The sequence below is a fragment of the Streptomyces sp. Pv4-95 genome (assembly GCF_045782725.1).
GTDB lineage: Bacteria > Actinomycetota > Actinomycetes > Streptomycetales > Streptomycetaceae > Streptomyces.
Map to the genome: position 1 here is coordinate 3,393,775 of NZ_CP127172.1, position 18,261 is coordinate 3,412,035.

The 18,261-nt window shown below is 73.4% G+C and carries 14 protein-coding genes and 1 pseudogene; 10 read left to right on the plus strand and 5 right to left on the minus strand.

Annotation, left to right across the window (positions count from 1 at the left end; genetic code table 11):
- Window positions 1-3 precede the first annotated feature (3 nt).
- The 4 genes from QOM21_RS14840 (at window position 4) to QOM21_RS14855 (ending at window position 4,171) form a co-directional block, all read left to right on the plus strand.
- Window positions 4-474 carry a hypothetical protein gene (locus tag QOM21_RS14840; protein WP_407550399.1) on the plus strand — a complete coding sequence of 157 codons (471 nt, stop codon included), beginning with the start codon at window positions 4-6 and terminating at the stop codon, window positions 472-474.
- Between the two features lie 153 nt (window positions 475-627).
- The gene (locus tag QOM21_RS14845; RefSeq protein WP_407550401.1) at window positions 628-1,686 is read left to right on the plus strand and encodes a hypothetical protein; all 1,059 of its coding nucleotides are present in this window, start codon (window positions 628-630) and stop codon (window positions 1,684-1,686) included.
- 572 nt (window positions 1,687-2,258) lie between these two features.
- Window positions 2,259-2,921 carry a response regulator gene (locus QOM21_RS14850; protein WP_393894706.1) on the plus strand — a complete coding sequence of 221 codons (663 nt, stop codon included), beginning with the start codon at window positions 2,259-2,261 and terminating at the stop codon, window positions 2,919-2,921.
- A gap of 2 nt (window positions 2,922-2,923) precedes the next feature.
- Window positions 2,924-4,171 carry a sensor histidine kinase gene (locus tag QOM21_RS14855; RefSeq protein ID WP_407555676.1) on the plus strand — a complete coding sequence of 416 codons (1,248 nt, stop codon included), beginning with the start codon at window positions 2,924-2,926 and terminating at the stop codon, window positions 4,169-4,171.
- 160 nt (window positions 4,172-4,331) lie between these two features.
- On the opposite strand, the gene QOM21_RS14860 is transcribed toward QOM21_RS14855, so the two are convergent.
- Complete coding sequence (locus QOM21_RS14860; RefSeq protein ID WP_393894707.1) at window positions 4,332-4,706, minus strand: STAS domain-containing protein; 375 nt, start codon at window positions 4,704-4,706, stop codon at window positions 4,332-4,334.
- 498 nt (window positions 4,707-5,204) lie between these two features.
- On the opposite strand from QOM21_RS14860, the pseudogene QOM21_RS14865 reads away from it, so the two are divergent.
- Window positions 5,205-5,771 (plus strand): annotated as a pseudogene (locus QOM21_RS14865) (sigma-70 family RNA polymerase sigma factor); the annotation flags it as partial.
- A gap of 146 nt (window positions 5,772-5,917) precedes the next feature.
- Entirely contained in the window at window positions 5,918-7,393 is a 1,476-nt protein-coding gene (locus tag QOM21_RS14870; RefSeq protein ID WP_407550403.1) for a zf-HC2 domain-containing protein, read from the plus strand.
- Between the two features lie 100 nt (window positions 7,394-7,493).
- Here the strand turns inward: QOM21_RS14870 and purU are convergent, their stop codons facing one another.
- Together purU and QOM21_RS14880 are read right to left on the minus strand one after the other, a co-directional pair.
- On the minus strand, window positions 7,494-8,384 hold the full coding sequence (gene purU, locus QOM21_RS14875) for a formyltetrahydrofolate deformylase (protein ID WP_407550405.1): 891 nt from the start codon (window positions 8,382-8,384) through the stop codon (window positions 7,494-7,496).
- Between the two features lie 32 nt (window positions 8,385-8,416).
- On the minus strand, window positions 8,417-8,875 hold the full coding sequence (locus QOM21_RS14880; RefSeq protein ID WP_407555677.1) for an SCO4402 family protein: 459 nt from the start codon (window positions 8,873-8,875) through the stop codon (window positions 8,417-8,419).
- A gap of 171 nt (window positions 8,876-9,046) precedes the next feature.
- On the opposite strand from QOM21_RS14880, the gene QOM21_RS14885 reads away from it, so the two are divergent.
- Complete coding sequence (locus QOM21_RS14885; RefSeq protein WP_407550407.1) at window positions 9,047-10,399, plus strand: ABC transporter substrate-binding protein; 1,353 nt, start codon at window positions 9,047-9,049, stop codon at window positions 10,397-10,399.
- 130 nt (window positions 10,400-10,529) lie between these two features.
- Here the strand turns inward: QOM21_RS14885 and QOM21_RS14890 are convergent, their stop codons facing one another.
- Both QOM21_RS14890 and QOM21_RS14895 read right to left on the minus strand, forming a co-directional pair.
- Window positions 10,530-12,467, minus strand: coding sequence for a hypothetical protein (locus tag QOM21_RS14890; protein WP_407550408.1), 1,938 nt, complete (start codon window positions 12,465-12,467; stop codon window positions 10,530-10,532).
- 198 nt (window positions 12,468-12,665) lie between these two features.
- Window positions 12,666-14,060 (minus strand): transcriptional regulator, encoded by a 1,395-nt coding sequence (locus QOM21_RS14895; protein ID WP_407550410.1) that lies wholly within the window; start codon window positions 14,058-14,060, stop codon window positions 12,666-12,668.
- Window positions 14,061-14,534: 474 nt separating this feature from the next.
- Between QOM21_RS14895 and QOM21_RS14900 the strand changes: the two genes are divergently transcribed.
- The 3 genes from QOM21_RS14900 (at window position 14,535) to QOM21_RS14910 (ending at window position 17,868) form a co-directional block, all read left to right on the plus strand.
- A complete protein-coding gene (locus QOM21_RS14900; RefSeq protein ID WP_407550412.1) occupies window positions 14,535-15,206 on the plus strand; it encodes a bifunctional DNA primase/polymerase in 672 nt (223 codons plus the stop codon).
- A 158-nt stretch (window positions 15,207-15,364) separates the two neighbouring features.
- Window positions 15,365-16,234 carry an ABC transporter ATP-binding protein gene (locus tag QOM21_RS14905; protein WP_407550413.1) on the plus strand — a complete coding sequence of 290 codons (870 nt, stop codon included), beginning with the start codon at window positions 15,365-15,367 and terminating at the stop codon, window positions 16,232-16,234.
- Complete coding sequence (locus QOM21_RS14910; protein WP_407550415.1) at window positions 16,231-17,868, plus strand: transporter; 1,638 nt, start codon at window positions 16,231-16,233, stop codon at window positions 17,866-17,868. Before QOM21_RS14905 ends, QOM21_RS14910 begins: the two co-directional genes overlap by 4 nt.
- Window positions 17,869-18,261 lie beyond the last annotated feature (393 nt).

Consider the following 18,261-nt stretch of genomic DNA (forward strand, 5'->3'; position numbering starts at 1 on the left):
CGCATGGAGGCAGTTGTTGCGAGCATCGTCGCCGTCGTCGGCACCCTGCTGGGTTCCGGCGTCACCCACGTCTTCCAACGGCGGGCCACCGACCGCAGCGAGCGGTTCGCGCGCGAGGAACGGCTGCGGCAGGAGCGCATCGACGCGTACTGCGCCTACGCGGGCGCACTCCTCGACTACCGCCGGGTGCTGGTCTACCGCTGGTTCGTTCTCCACGAGGAGGGCCGCGAGGAGGAGGACACACCGGCGCTGCGGGAGGAGCTGTACAAGAACCGCTACGCGGCCCAAGAGGCCATGTTCCGGGCGCAGATGGTGACCGGCGACCCGCGGATACTCTCCCTCTCCGAAGAGGTGATGGCGCAGGTGACGGAACTCCACCGGGCCGACGACCTGGAGAAGCTCACCGCGCTGCGGGCCGTCACCCGTCAGGGAATTCGCGACTTCGTGGCGGCCACCGCCCCGCAGGTCCGTTGACGCCCGGCCGCCGCGCGGGAGCCCGCATCGGTGTGCGAACCCCCCGACACGGGGTGGAACCTCCACCGCCTCTCCCGCCGTCCTTGACACAGTGAGGCTGCTGTACGGGACCAGCCGGTACGGCGGCTGCTTCGGGTGGATCGGGGGTCGGCCATGGTGATGCAGGACGGCGGAGCGGTGGACGTCCGCCCGGGCCCCGACCCCGGACGCGCCGCACCGGAGCACGGCGGCGCCTATCTCGCGTCCGGTATGTGCCTCGCGCTCTACGCGGGCGCGCTGATCGCCTGGACCGTCCACGGCATCGCCGGGGGCGACGCCGGCCTCGGGGGCTTCGTCGAGGGCCTGTTCAACCCGGGGGCCTCCCCCGCCTCGCAGGAGGTGGGCCCGTACGAGTGGGCGTTCGCCGTCGCGTTCCTGGTCATCGCGGCGCTGGCCCTGGCGCAACGCCGGATCGCGCGCCCCGCCGCACTGCTGTCCGCCTTCCTGCTGCTGGCCGTCTCCGCGCGCGAGGGCGTCGGCCTGCTGGACGCGGCCTATCGGGACCGGTACGGCAACGACGAGCTGGGCGGCTGGGCCCTCGCCACGCGCGGCCTCGGACTGCTGGCGGCACTGGTCATCCTGGCCATGCTCTTCCCCGCCACCGAGCGACGTGACGGCGAGGCCGCGGACCGGCGGGCCGCGGGCAGGGCCCCCGAGGGGCTCGACGCCAGGTGGCGCCGCCTGTCCCGGGTCTGCGGGGTGCTGTTCCTGGTGCTGGGCGCGGCCCGCCTCGGCTGGGTGCTGCGGGGCCTCGCGGCGCCGGAGGTGGACACGGGCCGCTTCCTGCGCGGCGTGCTCGACGCCTCCGAGCCGGGCCCGCTGCGGCTGGCCGTCACCCCCGAGTTCACCACCGTCGGCTCGGTGCTCGTGCTGCTCGTCCTCGGCGTACTGGCCGTGCGGGGGCGGCGGGACGTCCGGGGCGCGCTGCTGGTGTTCGCGGCGGTGGAGCTGTATCTGACCGTCCGGACGGTGGTGTGGCTGACCGTGACGGACTTCTTCAACCGGTCCTTCGAGACGACCGAGGGCACGCTGTCCGCGGTGACGACGGCCTACAGCCTCGCGGCGATGACCTCGGTGGTGCTCCTGGCGACGGGCCGCGGCTTCGTCCCCTACGGAAGTCCGCGCCCGGAACCCCTCCGCACGGCCTTGGACGGGCGGTACGGGGGCCGGTAGACGGGCTCGTTCGTGCTCCGCGTACCGCGTGAGCGGGCGCCGCTCGCCATGCTCTCCAGCGGCTCGGCCACGCCCTGCCCCTGATCGACGATCCGACGGCGGACGCACGGCGGCCGCGCTGACCGTCGTCGCGGCTCGGTGAGGCGCTGCGGGATGCGGTGCGGGTGGCAAGGGGCCGGGGCGAGCGCTCGCGGGACGCCGCGCCCCCGGCAGGACGGTCCCGGTCGGCGCCGGACAGGGCCTGGTCGTGCGGGAGCGGTTCCCCTCCGAACGCCCCCGCACGACTGCCCTCCCGTACGCCAAAGACGGCCGTCGCGTGTGGGGGTCGCGGCGGCCGCCAATGTGAACTGCAACGCGTATGGGGCTTGTGGCCTCTTCAGTGGTGCAGCATGTGAACCACTCTGCCCGCGGGTACCTCCCCGCGGCATCCTCCACAGGTCGCGGGCTCACCCCCGCCACGTGGCGGGGGTGCGGGGCCGCCTCCGGGCGGGACCCGGTGGGCGGCGGGCGGAGTCGTGCGGAACCGGCGGTTCCGCGGCCTGGAACGGGTGCGACGGAGAAAGGGGCGGCCGGTGATCCGTGTCGCTGTGGTGGATGACGAGCGGCTCGTCAGATCGGGACTGCGGATGATTCTGGGGACCGCCCCGGACATCGAGATGGTCGCGGACTGCAGCGGGGCCGAGGCCGTGGACACCGTGCTGGAGAGCGCGGCGGAGGTCGTACTCCTCGACATCCGCATGCCGGACGTGGACGGGCTGACCGTCCTGCGGCGGCTGCGCGCCGTCCCGAAGCCACCGACCGTGGCGATGCTGACCACCTTCGACGCCCAGGAATACCTGACCGCGGCGCTGCGGGCGGGCGCGGCCGGCTTCCTGCTCAAGGACTCCGACCCCGAACAGCTCCTGCGCGCCGTACGGACCCTCGCGGCGGGCGGCAGCGTGCTGGACCCGGGCGTCACCCGGGCGGTCATCGGCGGCTACCTCACCGCCGAGGACCAGGCGGCCGCCACCCGCGCCGTCGACGGCCTGACACCGCGCGAGTCCGAGGTGCTCGCGCTGCTCGGCGAGGGCCTGGGCAACGCCCAGATAGCCGACCGGATGGGACTCGCCCCCAGCACGGTCAAGGACCATGTCCGTGCCCTGCTGGCCAAATTGGGCGGTATCAACCGCATCCAGGCCGCCATCGTCGCCGACCGGGCGGGCCTGGTCACGGGCACGCCCCGAGGGACGTGGTGAGCGTGCTCGCGGCGGCCCGCGGCCCGGTGGGACGAGCGGTGCGCCGGATCGCCCCGGTCGTGGTCCCGGTGCTGCTCGCCGTCGCCGACGCGCTGCTGGTCAACGGCGTCGAACTCGCCCTGGAGCTGTGGGTGTCGGTGGTGGCCGCGGCGGCCCTGCTGCTGCGCCGCCGCTTCCCGCTCCTCGTCTTCCTCTTCACCCTCCCGGGCCTCTACATCGGCTACATCTGGTTCGCGCCGATGATCGCCCTCTACACCCTCTCCGCCCGACGACCGGGCCGGGCCAGACTCGGCATCTGCGCGCTGCTGCTGATCGCCGCGCACTTCTTCCCGTACCCGATCTCCGACCTCGATCTGTCCGAACACCGCGAGAACACCCTGGTGCTGATCGACGCCTGCGTCACCTCGGCGGCGCCGATCACCCTGGGCCTGCTGGTCCGCACCCGCCGCGAACTGGCCGTCCGCGTCGAGGATCTGACCCGCAGCCTGCGCCGCGAGGACCGGCTGCTGGCCGACCGGGTGAAGACGACCGAACGCGCCCGGCTCGCCCGGGAGATGCACGACGTCGTGGCCCACCAGGTCAGCCTGATCAGCCTGCAGGCGGGAGCCGTGCAGGTCAGCACCGAGGACGAGGCGGCCCGCACGGGCGCCAAGACGATCCGCGACCTGTCGATAAGGACGCTGGAGGAGCTGCGGCACATGGTCGGCGTGCTGCGTGCGGCCGGCGGCGACGCGGAGGAGGCCCGCGGCCTCGCGCCCCAGCCCGACCTGGACGAACTGCCGCGGCTGATCGAGATGAGCGCGCTGGACGTCACGTACGAGGGCGGGGTGGTGGCCGGCGCGAGCGGCGCGAAGACCGTGGAGCGGGCCGCCTTCCGCACCGTCCAGGAGGCGCTCACCAACATCCGCAAGCATGCGCCGGGCGCGCAGGTCAGGGTCCGCGTGGACCCGGTGGACACGATCCGCGCGACGCACCCGGCAGGCGAGGACGGCACGGCCGTGCCGGGCGCGGCGCGGGCGGCGGACACGCGGCGCGCGGACGCGGCGAACGAGGGGACCCAAGGACTGCGGGTCGAGATACGCAACGGTCCGCCGGACGCCTCGGCGACCGCGCCGGCGCTTCCCGGGGGCGGGCACGGTCTTGTGGGGCTGCGGGAGCGGGCCCAGAGCCTCGGCGGGACGCTGGAGGCGCGTCCCACGTCCGACGGCGGCTTCGTCGTACGGGCGGAGTTCCCGTACGGGGCGGGGTGAAAGGGGCAGCGGCACGCAAGGGACCGGCCGCATCAGGCCGGACGCGGTGCTCCGCTGCGCGGGACGGAGCGGTGGGGGGTGCGGCGTCGAGGCCGGTCGGGGCGGCGGTGCCGTGCGGCTCTGCGCTGTGCGGCTCGGTACGGGCTCGGTGCGGTGCGGCTCAGGCGGAGAGCGGCGCCGCGGCCTCGTCGACGGCGGTGTGCAGGTCGGGGTAGACCTCGAAGAGACGGCGGACGCCCAGTGCCGCCAGCACCCGGTTGACGTGCGAGCCGTCCACGGCCCCCTGCGCCGGCAGGATCAGCCGCAGCCGCCCCTGGCAGGAGCGCATCAGCCGACGCGCGGCGATGAGCACGCCGACGCCGCTGGAATCGCAGAACCGCACCTCGGAGAGATCGAGTACGAGACTTCGCCGGCCGTCCGCCACCGCGTCGTGCACATGCTGGCGCACCGCAGGCGACGTGACCAGGTCCATTTCCCCGGACACCTGTAGTACGGCCCATTGGCCCTGTTCGCCCTCTGCCACCTTCAACGACACGCGCTCGAAGCCTTTCGCTCGCTTTCGGAACGGACGAGCCCCGGAGAGATCCGGAACGAATCCTTCCCCGGCTCGACTGCCCGGCCTCTCTCCCCTGAAACTCTTACGAATCCTTGGCGCAACAGGCCGCTCCCGCCCAAGGCTATGCCCCGCGGGCGACCACTTCGCCCCGTTGCGTGGTCACGCACGGATAACACATCCGCCGATACGGGCACGAACGATCCGCATCGGCCGACTCTGATCAGTAATTTCCCGCTCAAAGTAGTGACTCCTTTACCATCCGCATCGGCCGTCGGGCTCCGTTTGTCGCAAACGAGCGTGCGTTGTCATACCCGCGCACTAGATTCGACGACAGGCCGAAGTGTGATCGTGGGCACAAATGTGGGCATGGGGTGGGCAGTGGTGCCGTAGAGGCGTCAGGAGGAACGACAGCCGGATGCCGGCAGAGGTGTCGGCAGAGGTGTGAACTCGGCGGCGACGGACAGGTATGGGGGTCCGATGGGAAACGACGCACATCCGCGGTGGGACAGGCGGATGCAACAGCGGCTGGCCCGCGGCGAGGCAGCCGCGCTCGGCGAGCTGTACGACCGCTTCGCCTCCCTCGTGCACAGCCTCGCCCACCGCGTCCTGGACGACGAGGACGCCGCGGACCGCATCACCCGCGAGGTGTTCGCCTTCATCTGGGAGCACCCGGACTCCTACGACCCCAAAGAGGGCTCGCTGCGCTCCTGGGTCGCCGGGGTCACCCGCCACCAGGCCGTACAACGGCTGCGGCAGACCGAGGCCGCGTCGGCGCGCGACTGCGGCGCGGACGCCCCCGAACCCGCCGAGATAGAGCAGAAGATCCGCGAAGCCTCCGCCGCCGCCCGCGCCGACTACATCGTCACGTCCATGCCGGCACCGCTGCGGGCCGCACTGGAACTCGCCTACTTCCAGCGGCGGGACTACCGCCAGACCGCCGCCGACCTCGGCGTCACCGAGGACGAGGCACGGCGCCGGCTCCGCCTCGGCCTTCAGCTGCTGTCCACCGCCCACAACCACCAGGCTCTGCCGCCCGCCGCGCCCCGCGCGTCCCACGCCGCCCCCTCCTCGCCGATGACGTCCCACGCTCCCCCGCCGTCGCACGCGTCCCGCAAGCCGCGGCCGCCCCATGCGCAGCGCGCGCTTCCGAGTTCCGTCCATCCACCCGGCCAGGGCCGCGGACGGTCCCTGTGAGCGGCCCCGACGAGTGGGACGGCCACCGCCCCGACGATCCGCGCGAGCACCCCGGCCGGCCCGAACGCCATGGGCCGCCGTCCGGCTCCCCCGACCCGCAAGGGCCGCAGGGCCGCGCGCTGCCCGGCCGCCCGCGGATACCGTCACCGCGCAGCGCGGCCGAGGACTTCGGCCCGCTGCCCGACGCCACCCCGCCGACGCCCGCCCCGGAGACCGAGCGGAACGGTGCCGACTCCCGCCCCGAGTCCGGGGCCGAATCCGGGGCGCGATCCGGCCCGGAACCCGGCGCGGACTCCGGGCCGAGATCCGAGAGCGAGTCCTTCACCGTGCCCGTCGCGCTGCCCGTACCGACGGCTCCCGCCGCCCCGCCGCACAGGGTCCTCAAATCGCTGCTGGGTGCCTGGGCGCTGGCCGCGTGTTCCGCCGAGGAGACGGCCGCCGTCGAGGCGCATCTGACGGACTGTGCCGCCTGCGCGGACGAGGCACTGCGGCTGCGCGACGCCGTCGGCCTGCTGCACCCGGCTGACAGCCTCGACCTCGACCCGCTGCTGCGCTCCCGTGTCCTGGAAGGCTGCCTGGGCCGCCGCCCGGCCCGCATCCCCGTCCCGGAATGGGCGATGCCCTACGACGCCGAGACCGCCAAACTCGACGCGCTGCTGCGTGACATGGGCGAGGCGGAGTGGCGCGCACCGGTACGGCTTCGCTGGTTCGAGCACGAGCGCCCCGTCGAGCGGGAGACCACCGTCGCCGGCGTCATCGGCCATCTGATGGCGGTGGACGGCCTGCTGGCCACGGCACTCGGCCTGCCCGACCCGCTCGGCGGCCCGCCGCCGGGCACCCCGCCGGGGCCCGCCGGCCGTACGGAGGGCTACTGGCAGGCGATGAGCGCGGAGCAGGCCCCGTCGACCACCCTCGGACCGTGGCGCGACCAGAGCCACGCGCTGATCAGGACCGTCTCCTTCACCGGCCGCGCGGCGTCCGAAATCGCCGTTCCCTACGGCGGGTTCAAGCTGCCGCTGCGCGACTCGTTCCTGGACCGCGCCTTCGAGTGCTGGGTGCACGCCGGCGACATCGCCGAGGCGGTGGACTACCCGTACGAACCGCCGGCCGCCGGGCATGTCCACCGGCTGGTCGACCTAGCCGCCCGGCTGCTGCCCGTCGCCCTGGCCGACCGCCGCCGGGCCGGGCTCGCCGCGCCGCCGCAGCGGCTGGTCGAGGCGGGCGCCCCGGGCCGCACCCTGCATCTGGAAGTGGAGGGCAACGGCGGCGGCCACTGGTACATAGCGCTGGACTCGCCCGCGGCGCTCGGCACCCCGGACCACACGGTCGCCCATATCGCCCTGGACAGCTCGGAGTTCTGCCAGCTGGCCGCCGGCCATGTCTCCCCCGAGGAGGCCGCGGCGGGCCAGCGCGGCGAACGCGACGCCATCCGAGAGGTCCTGTTCGCGACCGCTTCGCTCTCCCGCCTCTGAGCACTCCCGTCGCCGCCCGCCCGGCACTCCGGCCGGGCGGCGACGGGACTGCCAGGGCGGGTGGGTGCGTGACCCCGGCGGTTCGGAGGGGGTGGACGCGCTAGGCGAAGACGACGGTCCGGCTGCCGTTGAGCAGCACACGGCGCTCGCTGTGCCACTTCACGGCACGGGCCAGGGCCTGGCACTCGACGTCCCGGCCGATGGCGACCAGCTGGTCGGGCGTGACCTCATGGCCGACGCGCTCGACCTCCTGCTCGATGATCGGGCCCTCGTCGAGGTCCGCCGTGACGTAGTGGGCGGTGGCCCCGATCAGCTTCACCCCGCGGGCGTGCGCCTGGTGGTAGGGCTTGGCGCCCTTGAAGCTCGGGAGGAAGGAGTGGTGGATGTTGATGATCCGGCCGGACAGCGCCTTGCACAGATCGTCGGAGAGCACCTGCATGTAGCGGGCGAGCACCACCAGCTCGACGTTCTCGTCGCGCACCAGCTTCAGCAGCTGCGCCTCGGCCTCCGCCTTGTTGTCCCGGGTGACCGGCAGGTGGTGGAAGGGGAGGTCGTACGAGCCGACCAGCTCGGCGAAGTCCGTGTGGTTGGAGACCACGGCCGCGATCTCGATCGGCAGAGCGCCGATCGAGGAGCGGAAGAGCAGGTCGTTGAGGCAGTGCCCGAACTTGGACACCATCAGGATGACGCGCATCTTCTCCTCGGCCCGGTGGATCTGCCAGTCCATGCCGAAGGAGTCGCCCACCGCGGCGAAGCTGGCCCGCAGCTTCTCCACACTCACCGAGGCGTCCGCGCTGAAGTGGACGCGCATGAAGAACAGCCCGGTGTCGTGGTCGCCGAACTGCTGACTGTCCTCGATGTTGCAGCCGGTGATGAAGAGGTAACTGGACACCGCATGCACGATCCCCTGCTTGTCCGGGCAGGACAGCGTCAGGACGTACTGCTCGGACCGGTCGGGCCGGCCGGTCTGGGTGGGCTGGGACTCGCTCATGACCTCATAGGGTCGCACACCTGCCGGGATGGTCAGGCAGGGGCGTCCAGGGCTCCGGTCATGATGGCCAGCACCTCCAGCGAGCGCGGCGGGACATCCGGGTCCTCGCCGTCCGCCGCCGACAGCCGCAGATGCGCCTCGCGGGCCGCCTGAACCGCCTCCGGCCAGCCCTGATGCTGCATGTACGCGGCGACGGGGGCGTCCGCGCCGACTTGGTGCATGATCCTCAGCACCCGCAGCACGGCGACGTCGACCAGGGCCGCCTCCTGGGCGTCCCGGAAGATCGTGCCGACGTACTTGTCCGCCGACCAGTTGTCGAGCCAGGTGTCCTCGACGAGCCGGTAGACGGCGTCGGTGACATCGCCGTACCCGGGGAGGCCGGCCAGCCAGGTCTCCTGCTGGAAGACGGGGTCGGAAAGCATGTGCAGCGCGGAGCGCACATTGCTGCGCCAGCGCCACCACGGCATGTCGTTGAGTGGCATGCCGCCCATGGTGGTGGAGCGGCGGCCGCGACGGGAAGAGTTCTCCGAACCTTGCACAGTATTCGATCGTACGTTCCGTCCCGATGATCTCCCGCGGCCCCCCGGAGTTCACTCCGAGGTCACCATCCGTTGCCCCGACGTCACTCACCCGTTCCTGGCGGGGCGGAAGGGTTACTGCACATGACCGGACGGCGACGTTCCTTCCCCCGCCCCTTCTCCTCCGCTCCCGCGATCGCGATCGCTTCGGCGGTGGCGTGTACGGCGGTCCTCGCGTCCCTGCTCTCGGCCTGCGGCACCGTCCCCGGCTCCTGGCAGGACTCCGGGGAGAAGGAGCCGATCACGGTGATGACCTGGGCCCCGCAGGGCACCAAGGCGACCAATATGCCGGGCATGCCGGCGATGGCCCAGGCGTACGCCCGCTGGGTCAACGCCCACGGCGGTCTCAGCGGCCACCGCCTGAGGGTCCTCACCTGCAACGACCACAACGATTCGGTGGCCGCCGCGCAGTGCGGCCAGCGCGCGGCGGACAAGGGCGCGGTCGCCGTCGTGGGCTCGTACAGCCAGTTCGGCCGGTCGTTCATGTCGCCGCTCGAAGTCAAGGGCATCCCCTTCATCGGCGGTTACGGCGCCTCCGACGAGGAGTTCGCCAGCCCGCTCTCCTACCCCGTCAACGGCGGCCAGGCCTCCCTCCTGGCCGGCAACGGGCGGCAGTTGGCGCGCAGCTGCGAGCGGGTCGCGCTGATCCGGCCGGACACCATCCAGGGCGACCAGATGCCGTCCCTGCTCAACTCCGGCCTGGAGAGCGGCAGTCGCCGCCCGGCGCAGGACATCCGCGCCCCCGAGGACGGCACCGACTACTCGGGCGAGGTGTCCCGGGCGCTGGACGGCGTGGGCGCGGGCCCCGGGGTCTACGGCACGGCTTCGGCCGGCGGGAAGGCGGACGGCGCGTGTGTGACCGCCTCGCTCGGCGACCACACCGACGCGTTCTTCGACTCCTTCCGGCGCCTCCAGCAGGACAGCCCCAAGGTGCGGATCGCCTCCGTCCTCGGCAGCGTCGGCCAGTCGCTGGTGAACCGTACGGGCGGCGGTTCCGGGCCGTTGGAGGGCGCCTACCTCACCGGCTGGTACCCGGTCGCGAGCGACGCCCGCTGGGAGCCGATGCGCCGGGTCATCCACGACCACGCCTTCGGCGACAACCGCATCGACCCCGCCGACCAGGGCGTCCAGACGACGTGGATCGCCTACACCGTGCTGCGCGCCCTGGTGCAGCAGCTCGACGAGGCGGGCGTGAAGGACATCAGCTCGCACGCCCTGCAGAAGGGGCTGGACCGCGGCGAGCGGGCCATCGACACCGGCGGCCTGACGCCCGAGCTGCGCTGGCGGTCGGAGGACATGCTCGCCGTCCAGGACTTCCCGCGCATCGTGAACGGCCAGGTGACCTACCAGGCCGTGCGGGACGGACAGCTGGTCGCCGTGAAGAACGGCTTCGTGAACGTCGCCAAGACGCTGGAGCGGCGCCGCACGGACAGCTGAGCGGGCCACCGGACGGGGCGAGGCCCGCCGCGGTCCGGAGGCGGGTCCGCGCCGTCCGGTCGCTGCGGGCCTCGTCCCGTCCGGTGGCCGGAGTTGTTCCGGACGGCCTTCGGGGCTTTCGGGGCGTCGCTCAGAGCTGCTCGGGGCGGCGCTCCGTCAGGCTGTACTTCTGGGCGAGCGGGTTCCAGATCTTCGCCGCCTGCTGCTTGGCCCTCGTCGCCTCACCGCTGGCCACATTGCCCTCGGCGGCCTGCTTGGTGCCGCGGGCCCTGCCCTTGTGGCAGCCCTTCTTACCGGCGACCTGGCCCGCCCATGCGGCGTAGTGGTTGTCCGCCGCGGCGGAGGACTGCCACGCCTTGGTGAGCGCCGCGGTCAGCGCGGCGTTGTCGGGGATCTTGTCGACGGGCAGCTGCCGCAGCCGCTGCACCAGGGCGTTGCGCTGCCCGGCCGCGGCCCGCAGGTCCTTGGCCGCCTTCCCCAGGTTGTCGCAGGTCTTGATGCTGTTGACGGCGGTGATCACGGACGAGCGGCTGTTGTTGCTGTCGCCGAGCAGCGAGTCCAGTCCCTTGGCCTGTGCCTCGGCGGGGTCGGCGGACGGCTCCGCGGAAGGCTCCTTCGTCGCCGTCTTCTCCGTACCGCTGCCGGGCGACTTCTTCTTCGCGTCGTCGTCGCTGCCGCCGCTCAGGGCCCAGCCGACACCGAGGCCGGCGCCCGCGAGCGCGACCACGACGACACCGACGATGACGGCCGGGGCCAGCCGCCGGCGCCGCTCGCCGTGGCCGTCGTCGTAGGGCTGCGGGTCGTGGCCGCCACCGTGCGGCGGGAACTGCCCGTGGCCCGGCCCGCCGTACGACGGGCGGCCCGGGTCCTCGAAGCGCGGCAGCTGCGCGGTGGCATCCGGCGCGGCGGCCGCTCCCGGCGTGCCGGAGTCGCTGCGGAAGAGCCCGTCGAACTCGGCGGGCGTCGGGCGGTCCCCGGGCGCACCGGGACGTATCCCGTACGGCGCGCGCGGCGGCGGCGCGGGCACACCACCCGCACCCACCGGGGGAATCAGCGCGGTGGCCTCGGAGTCCGCGGGTCCGGCGCCGGGCATCGGCTGGGACTGCTGCGGCAGCGGCTGCGCCTGGCGCCCCGCGCCGCCGTCCTGCGGCTTCACCCGGCGCAGCATCTGCGTGGACTCACCGGCCGTCTCGGGGCGCGAGGCCGCCTCGGGCGGCAGCGGCGCGACACCGGGGCCGCCCTGCTGGGCGCCGACCGGCGGGATCAGCGCGGTCGCCTCCGCGTCTCCCGCGGGGGGCGGCAGGGGCGCTCCGGTCTGCGGGGACGCCGGGACGAGCTGCCCGGACGTGGCCTGCGGCTGCTGAGGGTGCGCCTGCTGAGGGTGCTGCCCGCCGTACGGGTCCTGCTGCTGCGGGCCGCCGTACTGCTGGGGCTGCTGCGGTTGCTGGGGCTGCTGCTGTCCGTACTGCTGCGGAGGCTGCTGGCCGTACGCCTGCTGCTGGGGCTGCTGCGCGTGCCCGCCGTAGCCCTGCTGTAGACCGTCGCCGTACGCCGATCCCTCGGGCGGCAGCCCGCCGCCCTGGGCGCCGTACGGCGGCATGAACGCCGTCGCCTCGGCGTCGGAGGCGGCCGGCAGCTGCCCGGGGGGCTGCTGCTGGGGCATCGACGGGGGCAGCGGCGGCATCGGCGGCTGCCCCTGGGGCTGCTGCGGGTACCCCTCACCCTGGGGCGGCAGCGCCTGCTGCGGCGCCGGGGCCGGCTGCTGGCCGTACGCGGGCGGCTGGGACTGGCCGTAGCCCTGCTGCGGGGCGGATGCCTGCCCCTGCGGGGGTGCCTGGCCGTAGCCCTGCTGCGGCGCGGGCGCCTGACCTTGGGCGGGCGCCTGGCCGTACGTCTGCGGACCGGCCTGCTGGTCGGGTCCCCAGGGCTGGCCCCACGGCTGTCCGGCCGGCGGTGCGGCCTGCTGGTCGGGTACCCACGGCTCACCGTTAGCGGGCAGCACAATGCCCTCTCGCGCGGGACCGGCCGCAGAATCCTGCGGGTCGTGACCCTGTCCGCTCTGCGTCACCGGGGGCTCCTACCATCGTGCAGACCTACGGAATCGTCGGCTCACGCTACCGGTTCGCAGCAACGTTCGACCACGTCCCCTGGTCACCACCCCCGCCGGCCCACGGGTGCGGCGACCGCGGGCCCCCGACGCACCGGGCGGACCGGATTCCCCGGCCCGCCCGGCGTCCCGCGAAACGCCCGTGCCCGCCGCCGGCCCTTACGCCGCCACGGTCCGCAGCTCCATCCGGGCGCTGAACTCCCGCACGACCGGTTCGTCCCGATACGGCTCCAGGCGCAGCTGCAGATCCTCCAGATACTCGACGCCGCGGTTCGAGCGCAGCGTGCTCAGCAGCTCCACCGCCCGGGACCCCGTGTGGCATGCCTGCTCGATCTCACGCTGCTGCACCTGGGCGCCGGCCAGCAGCACCAGCCCGATGGCGCGGCGCCGCGCCCGGCCCTCCGGATGCTTGTCCAGCGCTTCCCTGGCCCGCTCCTCGGCGGGCCCCGGCTGCCCCAGGTCGCGATGGCAGTGGGCCAGTTCATCGGCGAGGTACGCCTCGTCGAAGTGGCTGATCCAGACCGGGTCGTCGCCCGCGTCGGCGGCGGCCTCGGCGCGCTCCATCGCGGTGAGCGCCCGGCCCGCCACGGCCTGGAACGCCCGGCCGTCCCCCATCAGGGCGTGTCCGCGCGCCTCCGCCGCACAGAACATCGCCTCCGCACGCGGCGTGACATGCCCACGGGCGCCCTCCTGCGCGGCCCGGGCCAGCTGGGCGATCTCCCGCGGGTTGCCGAGCGAGGCGGCGAGGTGGCTCATGCTCGCGGCCAGTACGTAGCCGCCGTAACCGCGGTCACCGGCCGCCTGCGCCAGGCGCAGCGCCTGGATGTAGTAGCGCTGCGCGAGTCCGGGCTGACCGGTGTCGACGGCCATGTAGCCGCCCAGCTCCGTCAGCCGGGCGACCGCCGCGAACAGCTCCCGTCCGACGGATTCGCGGTACGAGCCGGCGAGCAGCCCCGAGACGACGCTGTTGAGGTAGTGCACGACGACCGGCCGGACGTGTCCGGCGCCGAACCGGTGGTCCAGCTCGCTCAGCGCCGAGGTCATCGCGCGGACCGCTTCGACGTCCGCCATGCCGACCCGTGAGCCGGCGCTGCGGGCGACCTGGGTGTCCGCGCCGGTGATCAGCCAGTCCCGGCTGGGCTCCACCAGCGCGGAGGCCGCCACCGTCGAGCCGCTGAGGAAGTCACGCCGCCCGACGTCGCTGCGCCACAGCTCGCAGACCTGCTCGATCGCCCCGAGGACGGTCGGCGAGAACTGCAGCCCCACCCCGGACGCGAGGTTCTTGCCGTCGGCCATCCCGATCTCGTCGATGGTGACCGTGCGCCCCAGCTTCCGGCCGAGCGCCTCCGCGATGACGGCCGGCGCGCGGCCCCTCGGCTGCTGGCCACGCAGCCAGCGGGCCACCGAGGTCTTGTCGTACCGCAGGTCGAGACCGTGTTCCGCACCGCACATGTTGACGCGGCGGGCCAGCCCCGCGTTGGAGCAGGCGGCTTCCTGGATCAGCGCCTGCAGCCGTTCGTTGGGCTGCCGCGCGACGAGTGGCCTTGCGGCCATGCTGTACCCCCAGTTGCTGCTGCGCGTTCACCGTCGAACGCCGTTCCCCGCGATCAATTCCCCAGGAATATGCCGGATATCCGAGACTTCCGGGATACGAGCGATACACCTCTTCGGCACTTTGCGGCAGATGCGTTGAATACGGGCTTCCGGTCGTTGCCCGTCGTGGCGCCGTCGTGCGAAGCGTGACCGCCGGGCCCTGGTGCGGCCCGGGAGTTGACCTGCGAGAAGAACGGACGCGCGGTGCCCACACTCGGATCACGGCGCCGCTGTGCCCGGGCTCCCCCTCCTGCGCACCACGGACGCCGCCGGGCGGCCTCTCCGCCCGTCAGGCAGGTGGCTACCCGCTCCTGGGGCCCCGGCCCCACACGCGCCCCCGCCGATGCACCCATGCGCCCCGCGTGCCGGAACGATGCGCCGGGGTGCGCCGCGTGTCGGCCGTAACCCTTGGTGACAAGGGAAGTTGTCCTCAGCGTGGAAGAGACCATCGGAGTCACAGGAGCCTCGCAGATCCCCAAGCAGCGCGGCGAGCAGCTGCTCGACACTGCGGTGCGTTACGCGGAAGAACGGCATTGGGATGTGTTCCCCGGCGCATGGCTGGAGCACGACGGCCGGACGCCGCGCTGCTCGTGCGGCGCCGCCGACTGCCCCGCGCCCGGCGCGCACCCCACCGCTCCGGGATGGGCCGGCCAGGCCAGCGGCAGCGCGACGGCCGTCCGGCGCATGTGGACCAAGCAGCCGCACGCCTCGATCCTGCTCCCGACGGGCCGGACGTTCGAGGCGCTCGACGTTCCCGAGACCGCGGGCTGTCTGGCCCTGGCCCGTATGGAGCGGATGGAACTGCCGCTCGGCCCGGTGACGCGCACCCCGGACCGCCGGATGCTCTTCCTCGTCCTCCCCGGCGCCGCGGTGAAGGTGCCGGCCCTCGTACGCAGCCTGGGCTGGCCGCCGGCCGCCCTCGACCTGGTGTGCCGCGGCGAGGGCGAATACATCGCCGCCCCGCCGACCAGGGTGGGGGCCCACGGCTCGGTGCAGTGGGCCCGCCGCCCCACGGCCAGCAACCGCTGGCTGCCGGACGTGGAGGAGCTGATCAGCCCGCTGGCGTACGCCTGCGCCCGCGACGCGGCGGCCGCCCGGGGCCACTGAGGCCCGGCCCACCACGCCCCTTCCGGCCCGCCCCTGCCCCGCCGTCCTGGTTGCCGCTGCGCCCGTCCCGGATCCCGCCGTGCTGCCCGCCCGCCCGTATCGTGGGGCGCCGACGGGGGCAGGATCGGCCCCTGCGGGGACGTCGAAGGGCAGGACCGGTGGCCAACGAACCGGAACACAGCAAGGAGCGGGCCGCGACGGCCCCGCAGCAGACCGCACCGGACGCGGGATCCGGCGGGCCGACCGCACCGGACGGCGCGCCCGCCGTCCGCATCCAGGGCCTGTGGAAGCGCTTCGGCGATCAAGTCGCCGTATCCGGCATCGACTTGACGCTGCCCGCGGGCCGCTTCATCGGCCTGGTCGGGCCCAACGGCGCGGGCAAGACGACCACGCTTTCCATGGTGACGGGCCTGCTGCGGCCGGACTCCGGACAGGTCGAGATCGGCGGCCACGACGTGTGGCAGGACCCGGTTGCCGTGAAGTCCCGGATCGGCGTACTGCCCGAGGGCCTGCGGCTCTTCGAGCGACTGTCCGGCCGGGAACTCCTCGGCTACATCGGCCGGTTGCGCGGACTGCCCGGCGACGAGGTCGACAAGCGGGCCGGGCAGCTCCTGGACGTGCTGGACCTCTCCGGCTCCCAGCACAAACTCGTCGTGGACTACTCGACCGGTATGCGCAAGAAGATCGGGCTGGCAGCGGCGCTGCTGCACAACCCCGAGATCCTCTTCCTCGACGAGCCCTTCGAGGGCGTCGACCCGGTGTCCGCGCAGACCATCCGCGGCGTCCTGGAGCGCTACACCGCCTCCGGCGCCACCGTGATCTTCTCCAGCCACGTCATGGAACTCGTCGAGTCGCTGTGCGACTGGGTCGCGGTGATGGCCGCCGGGCGGATCCGCGCGGACGGTCCGATCGCGCAGGTCCGCGGCGCGGCGCCCTCGCTGCAGGACGCCTTCCTCGAACTCGTCGGCGCAGGTGACCGCGGGGCGGGTCAGAACCTGGACTGGCTGGGCGGTGGCGGCGCCCGATGAGCACCGAATCCGCCGTCGCGGTCGTCCGCCCGGCCGCCGCCCCCTCCCTGACCACCGTCTTCGTCCGGCTGAAGCTGACGCTGCTGCGCAACGGGCTGCGCCAGTCCACCGGACGGACCCTGGCGTACATCGCCTCGATCGTCGTCGGCCTGCTCTTCGCCGCCGGGGCGGTGCTGGGGCTCGTCGCGCTGCGGGGCAACGAGCACGCCGGCGCACTGGTCGTGCTGCTCACCGGGATCCTCACCCTCGGCTGGGCGGTGATGCCGCTGTTCTTCCCCACCGGCGACGAGACCCTCGATCCCACGCGGCTGGTCATGCTGCCGCTGCGGCCGCGCCCGCTGATCGTCTCGCTGCTGGCCGCGTCGCTCGTCGGCATCGGTCCGGTCTTCACGCTCGCCCTGATGGTCGGCTCGGTGATCGCGGTCGCGGACGGCCCGGTCGCCGGCGCCGTCGGCGTCCTGGCCGTCGTCCTGGTGGTGTTGGTGTGCGTGTCCCTGGCGCGCGCCGTCGCCACCGCCTCGGTGCGGCTGCTGACCAGCCGCCGCGGCCGCGATCTGGCCGTGCTGAGCGGCCTGTTCATCGCCGTCGGCGCCCAGGGCGTCAACATCGCCGCCCAGAAGCTGGGCCGCCCCGACGGTCTGTCCGTGCTGGAGCCGATCGGCGACGTACTGCGCTGGGTGCCGCCGGCCTCCGCGATGAGCGCCGTGGAGGACGCGGGCCACGGGGCGTACGGGCGGGCCGCGGCCGGCCTGGCGCTGACGGCGCTCGCCCTGGGCCTGCTGCTGTGGTGGTGGCAGCGGACCCTGACCACCCTGATGACGTCCCCGGACTCGTCCACTCTCCAGGCCGTGGAGAAGGACAGCGCACGCCGGACCGACACCGGAGAGCGCGGTCTCGCCCGGATGCTGCCGTCCGGCCGCACCGGCACGGTCATGCTGCGGGCGCTGCGCTACGCGTGGCGCGACCCCAAGACGAAGATGTCGTGGGCGACCTCGCTCGCCGTCGGCCTGCTGGTGCCGTTCGTCTCGTCCGTACAGGGCAGGGGCAGCATCTACACCGCGTTCTCGGCGTCCGCGCTGCTCGGCATGCAGATGTACAACCAGTTCGGGCAGGACACCTCGGCGTTCTGGATGGTCGCGTCGACGATCTGCACACCGCGGGACGCGTACGAGGAACTGCGGGCCCGCGCGCTGACGCTGGCCCTGGTGGCGGTCCCGTACGTGACGCTGGTCGTCATCGGCACCGCCGCCCTCATCGGCCCGTGGTCCTCCTTCATCGAGGTGTACGGGCTGTCGCTGGCCCTGCTGGGCGCGCTGCTGGCCACCGGGGCGCTATCCTCGGCCCTCTTCCCGTACTCGATCCCGTCGGAAGGCAACAAGAACGTCGCCCCGGGGCAGGGCTCCATCGCCTGGTTCAGCCTCTTCGGCGGCCTGCTGATCGGCGCGGTGCTCAGTGCGCCGATGCTCGGGCTGACGCTCTGGCTGCATATCGCGGGCATGCACGACCTGTTGTGGGTGCTGCTGCCGGTGGGCGCGCTGTACGCCGTGGGCATCGCGGAACTGGGCCTCCGGCTGGCCGCCCCACGGGTGGCCCGTCGACTGCCGGAAATCCTGACGGCGGTCAGCAAGGGGTAGAGCGGGGCCTACGGGGCTGCGAACCTGCGCCCATCGACCACAAAGGAGGGTCGGCCTTTCGGGGCCGGCCCTCCTTTCTGTCGGCAGGGCTCGGTGGGGCTTCTCCCGCGGCTCCGGGGCGGATGGAACTCGGGCTGATGCCTCTGGGCGTCTCAGTTGCCCCCTACGGAGTCGGTACGGGCCTCCTCCAGGCATCTGAGCTGCCGTCCACGAACTCGGTGCCTCGGTGCGTGCCTTGTGGGGCGGCGGCTCGGTGGGGGTTTCGACCGCGGGCGTCCTGGCCGGGGCTCGCGGCGGGGCGCTTGACCGGGCCTGGCCTCCGGCCGGTCCGTTCCGGCCGGGCATTCCTCGTCCGTTCCGGCCGTGCTCTCCTCGTCGGAGGGCGCCCGCGCG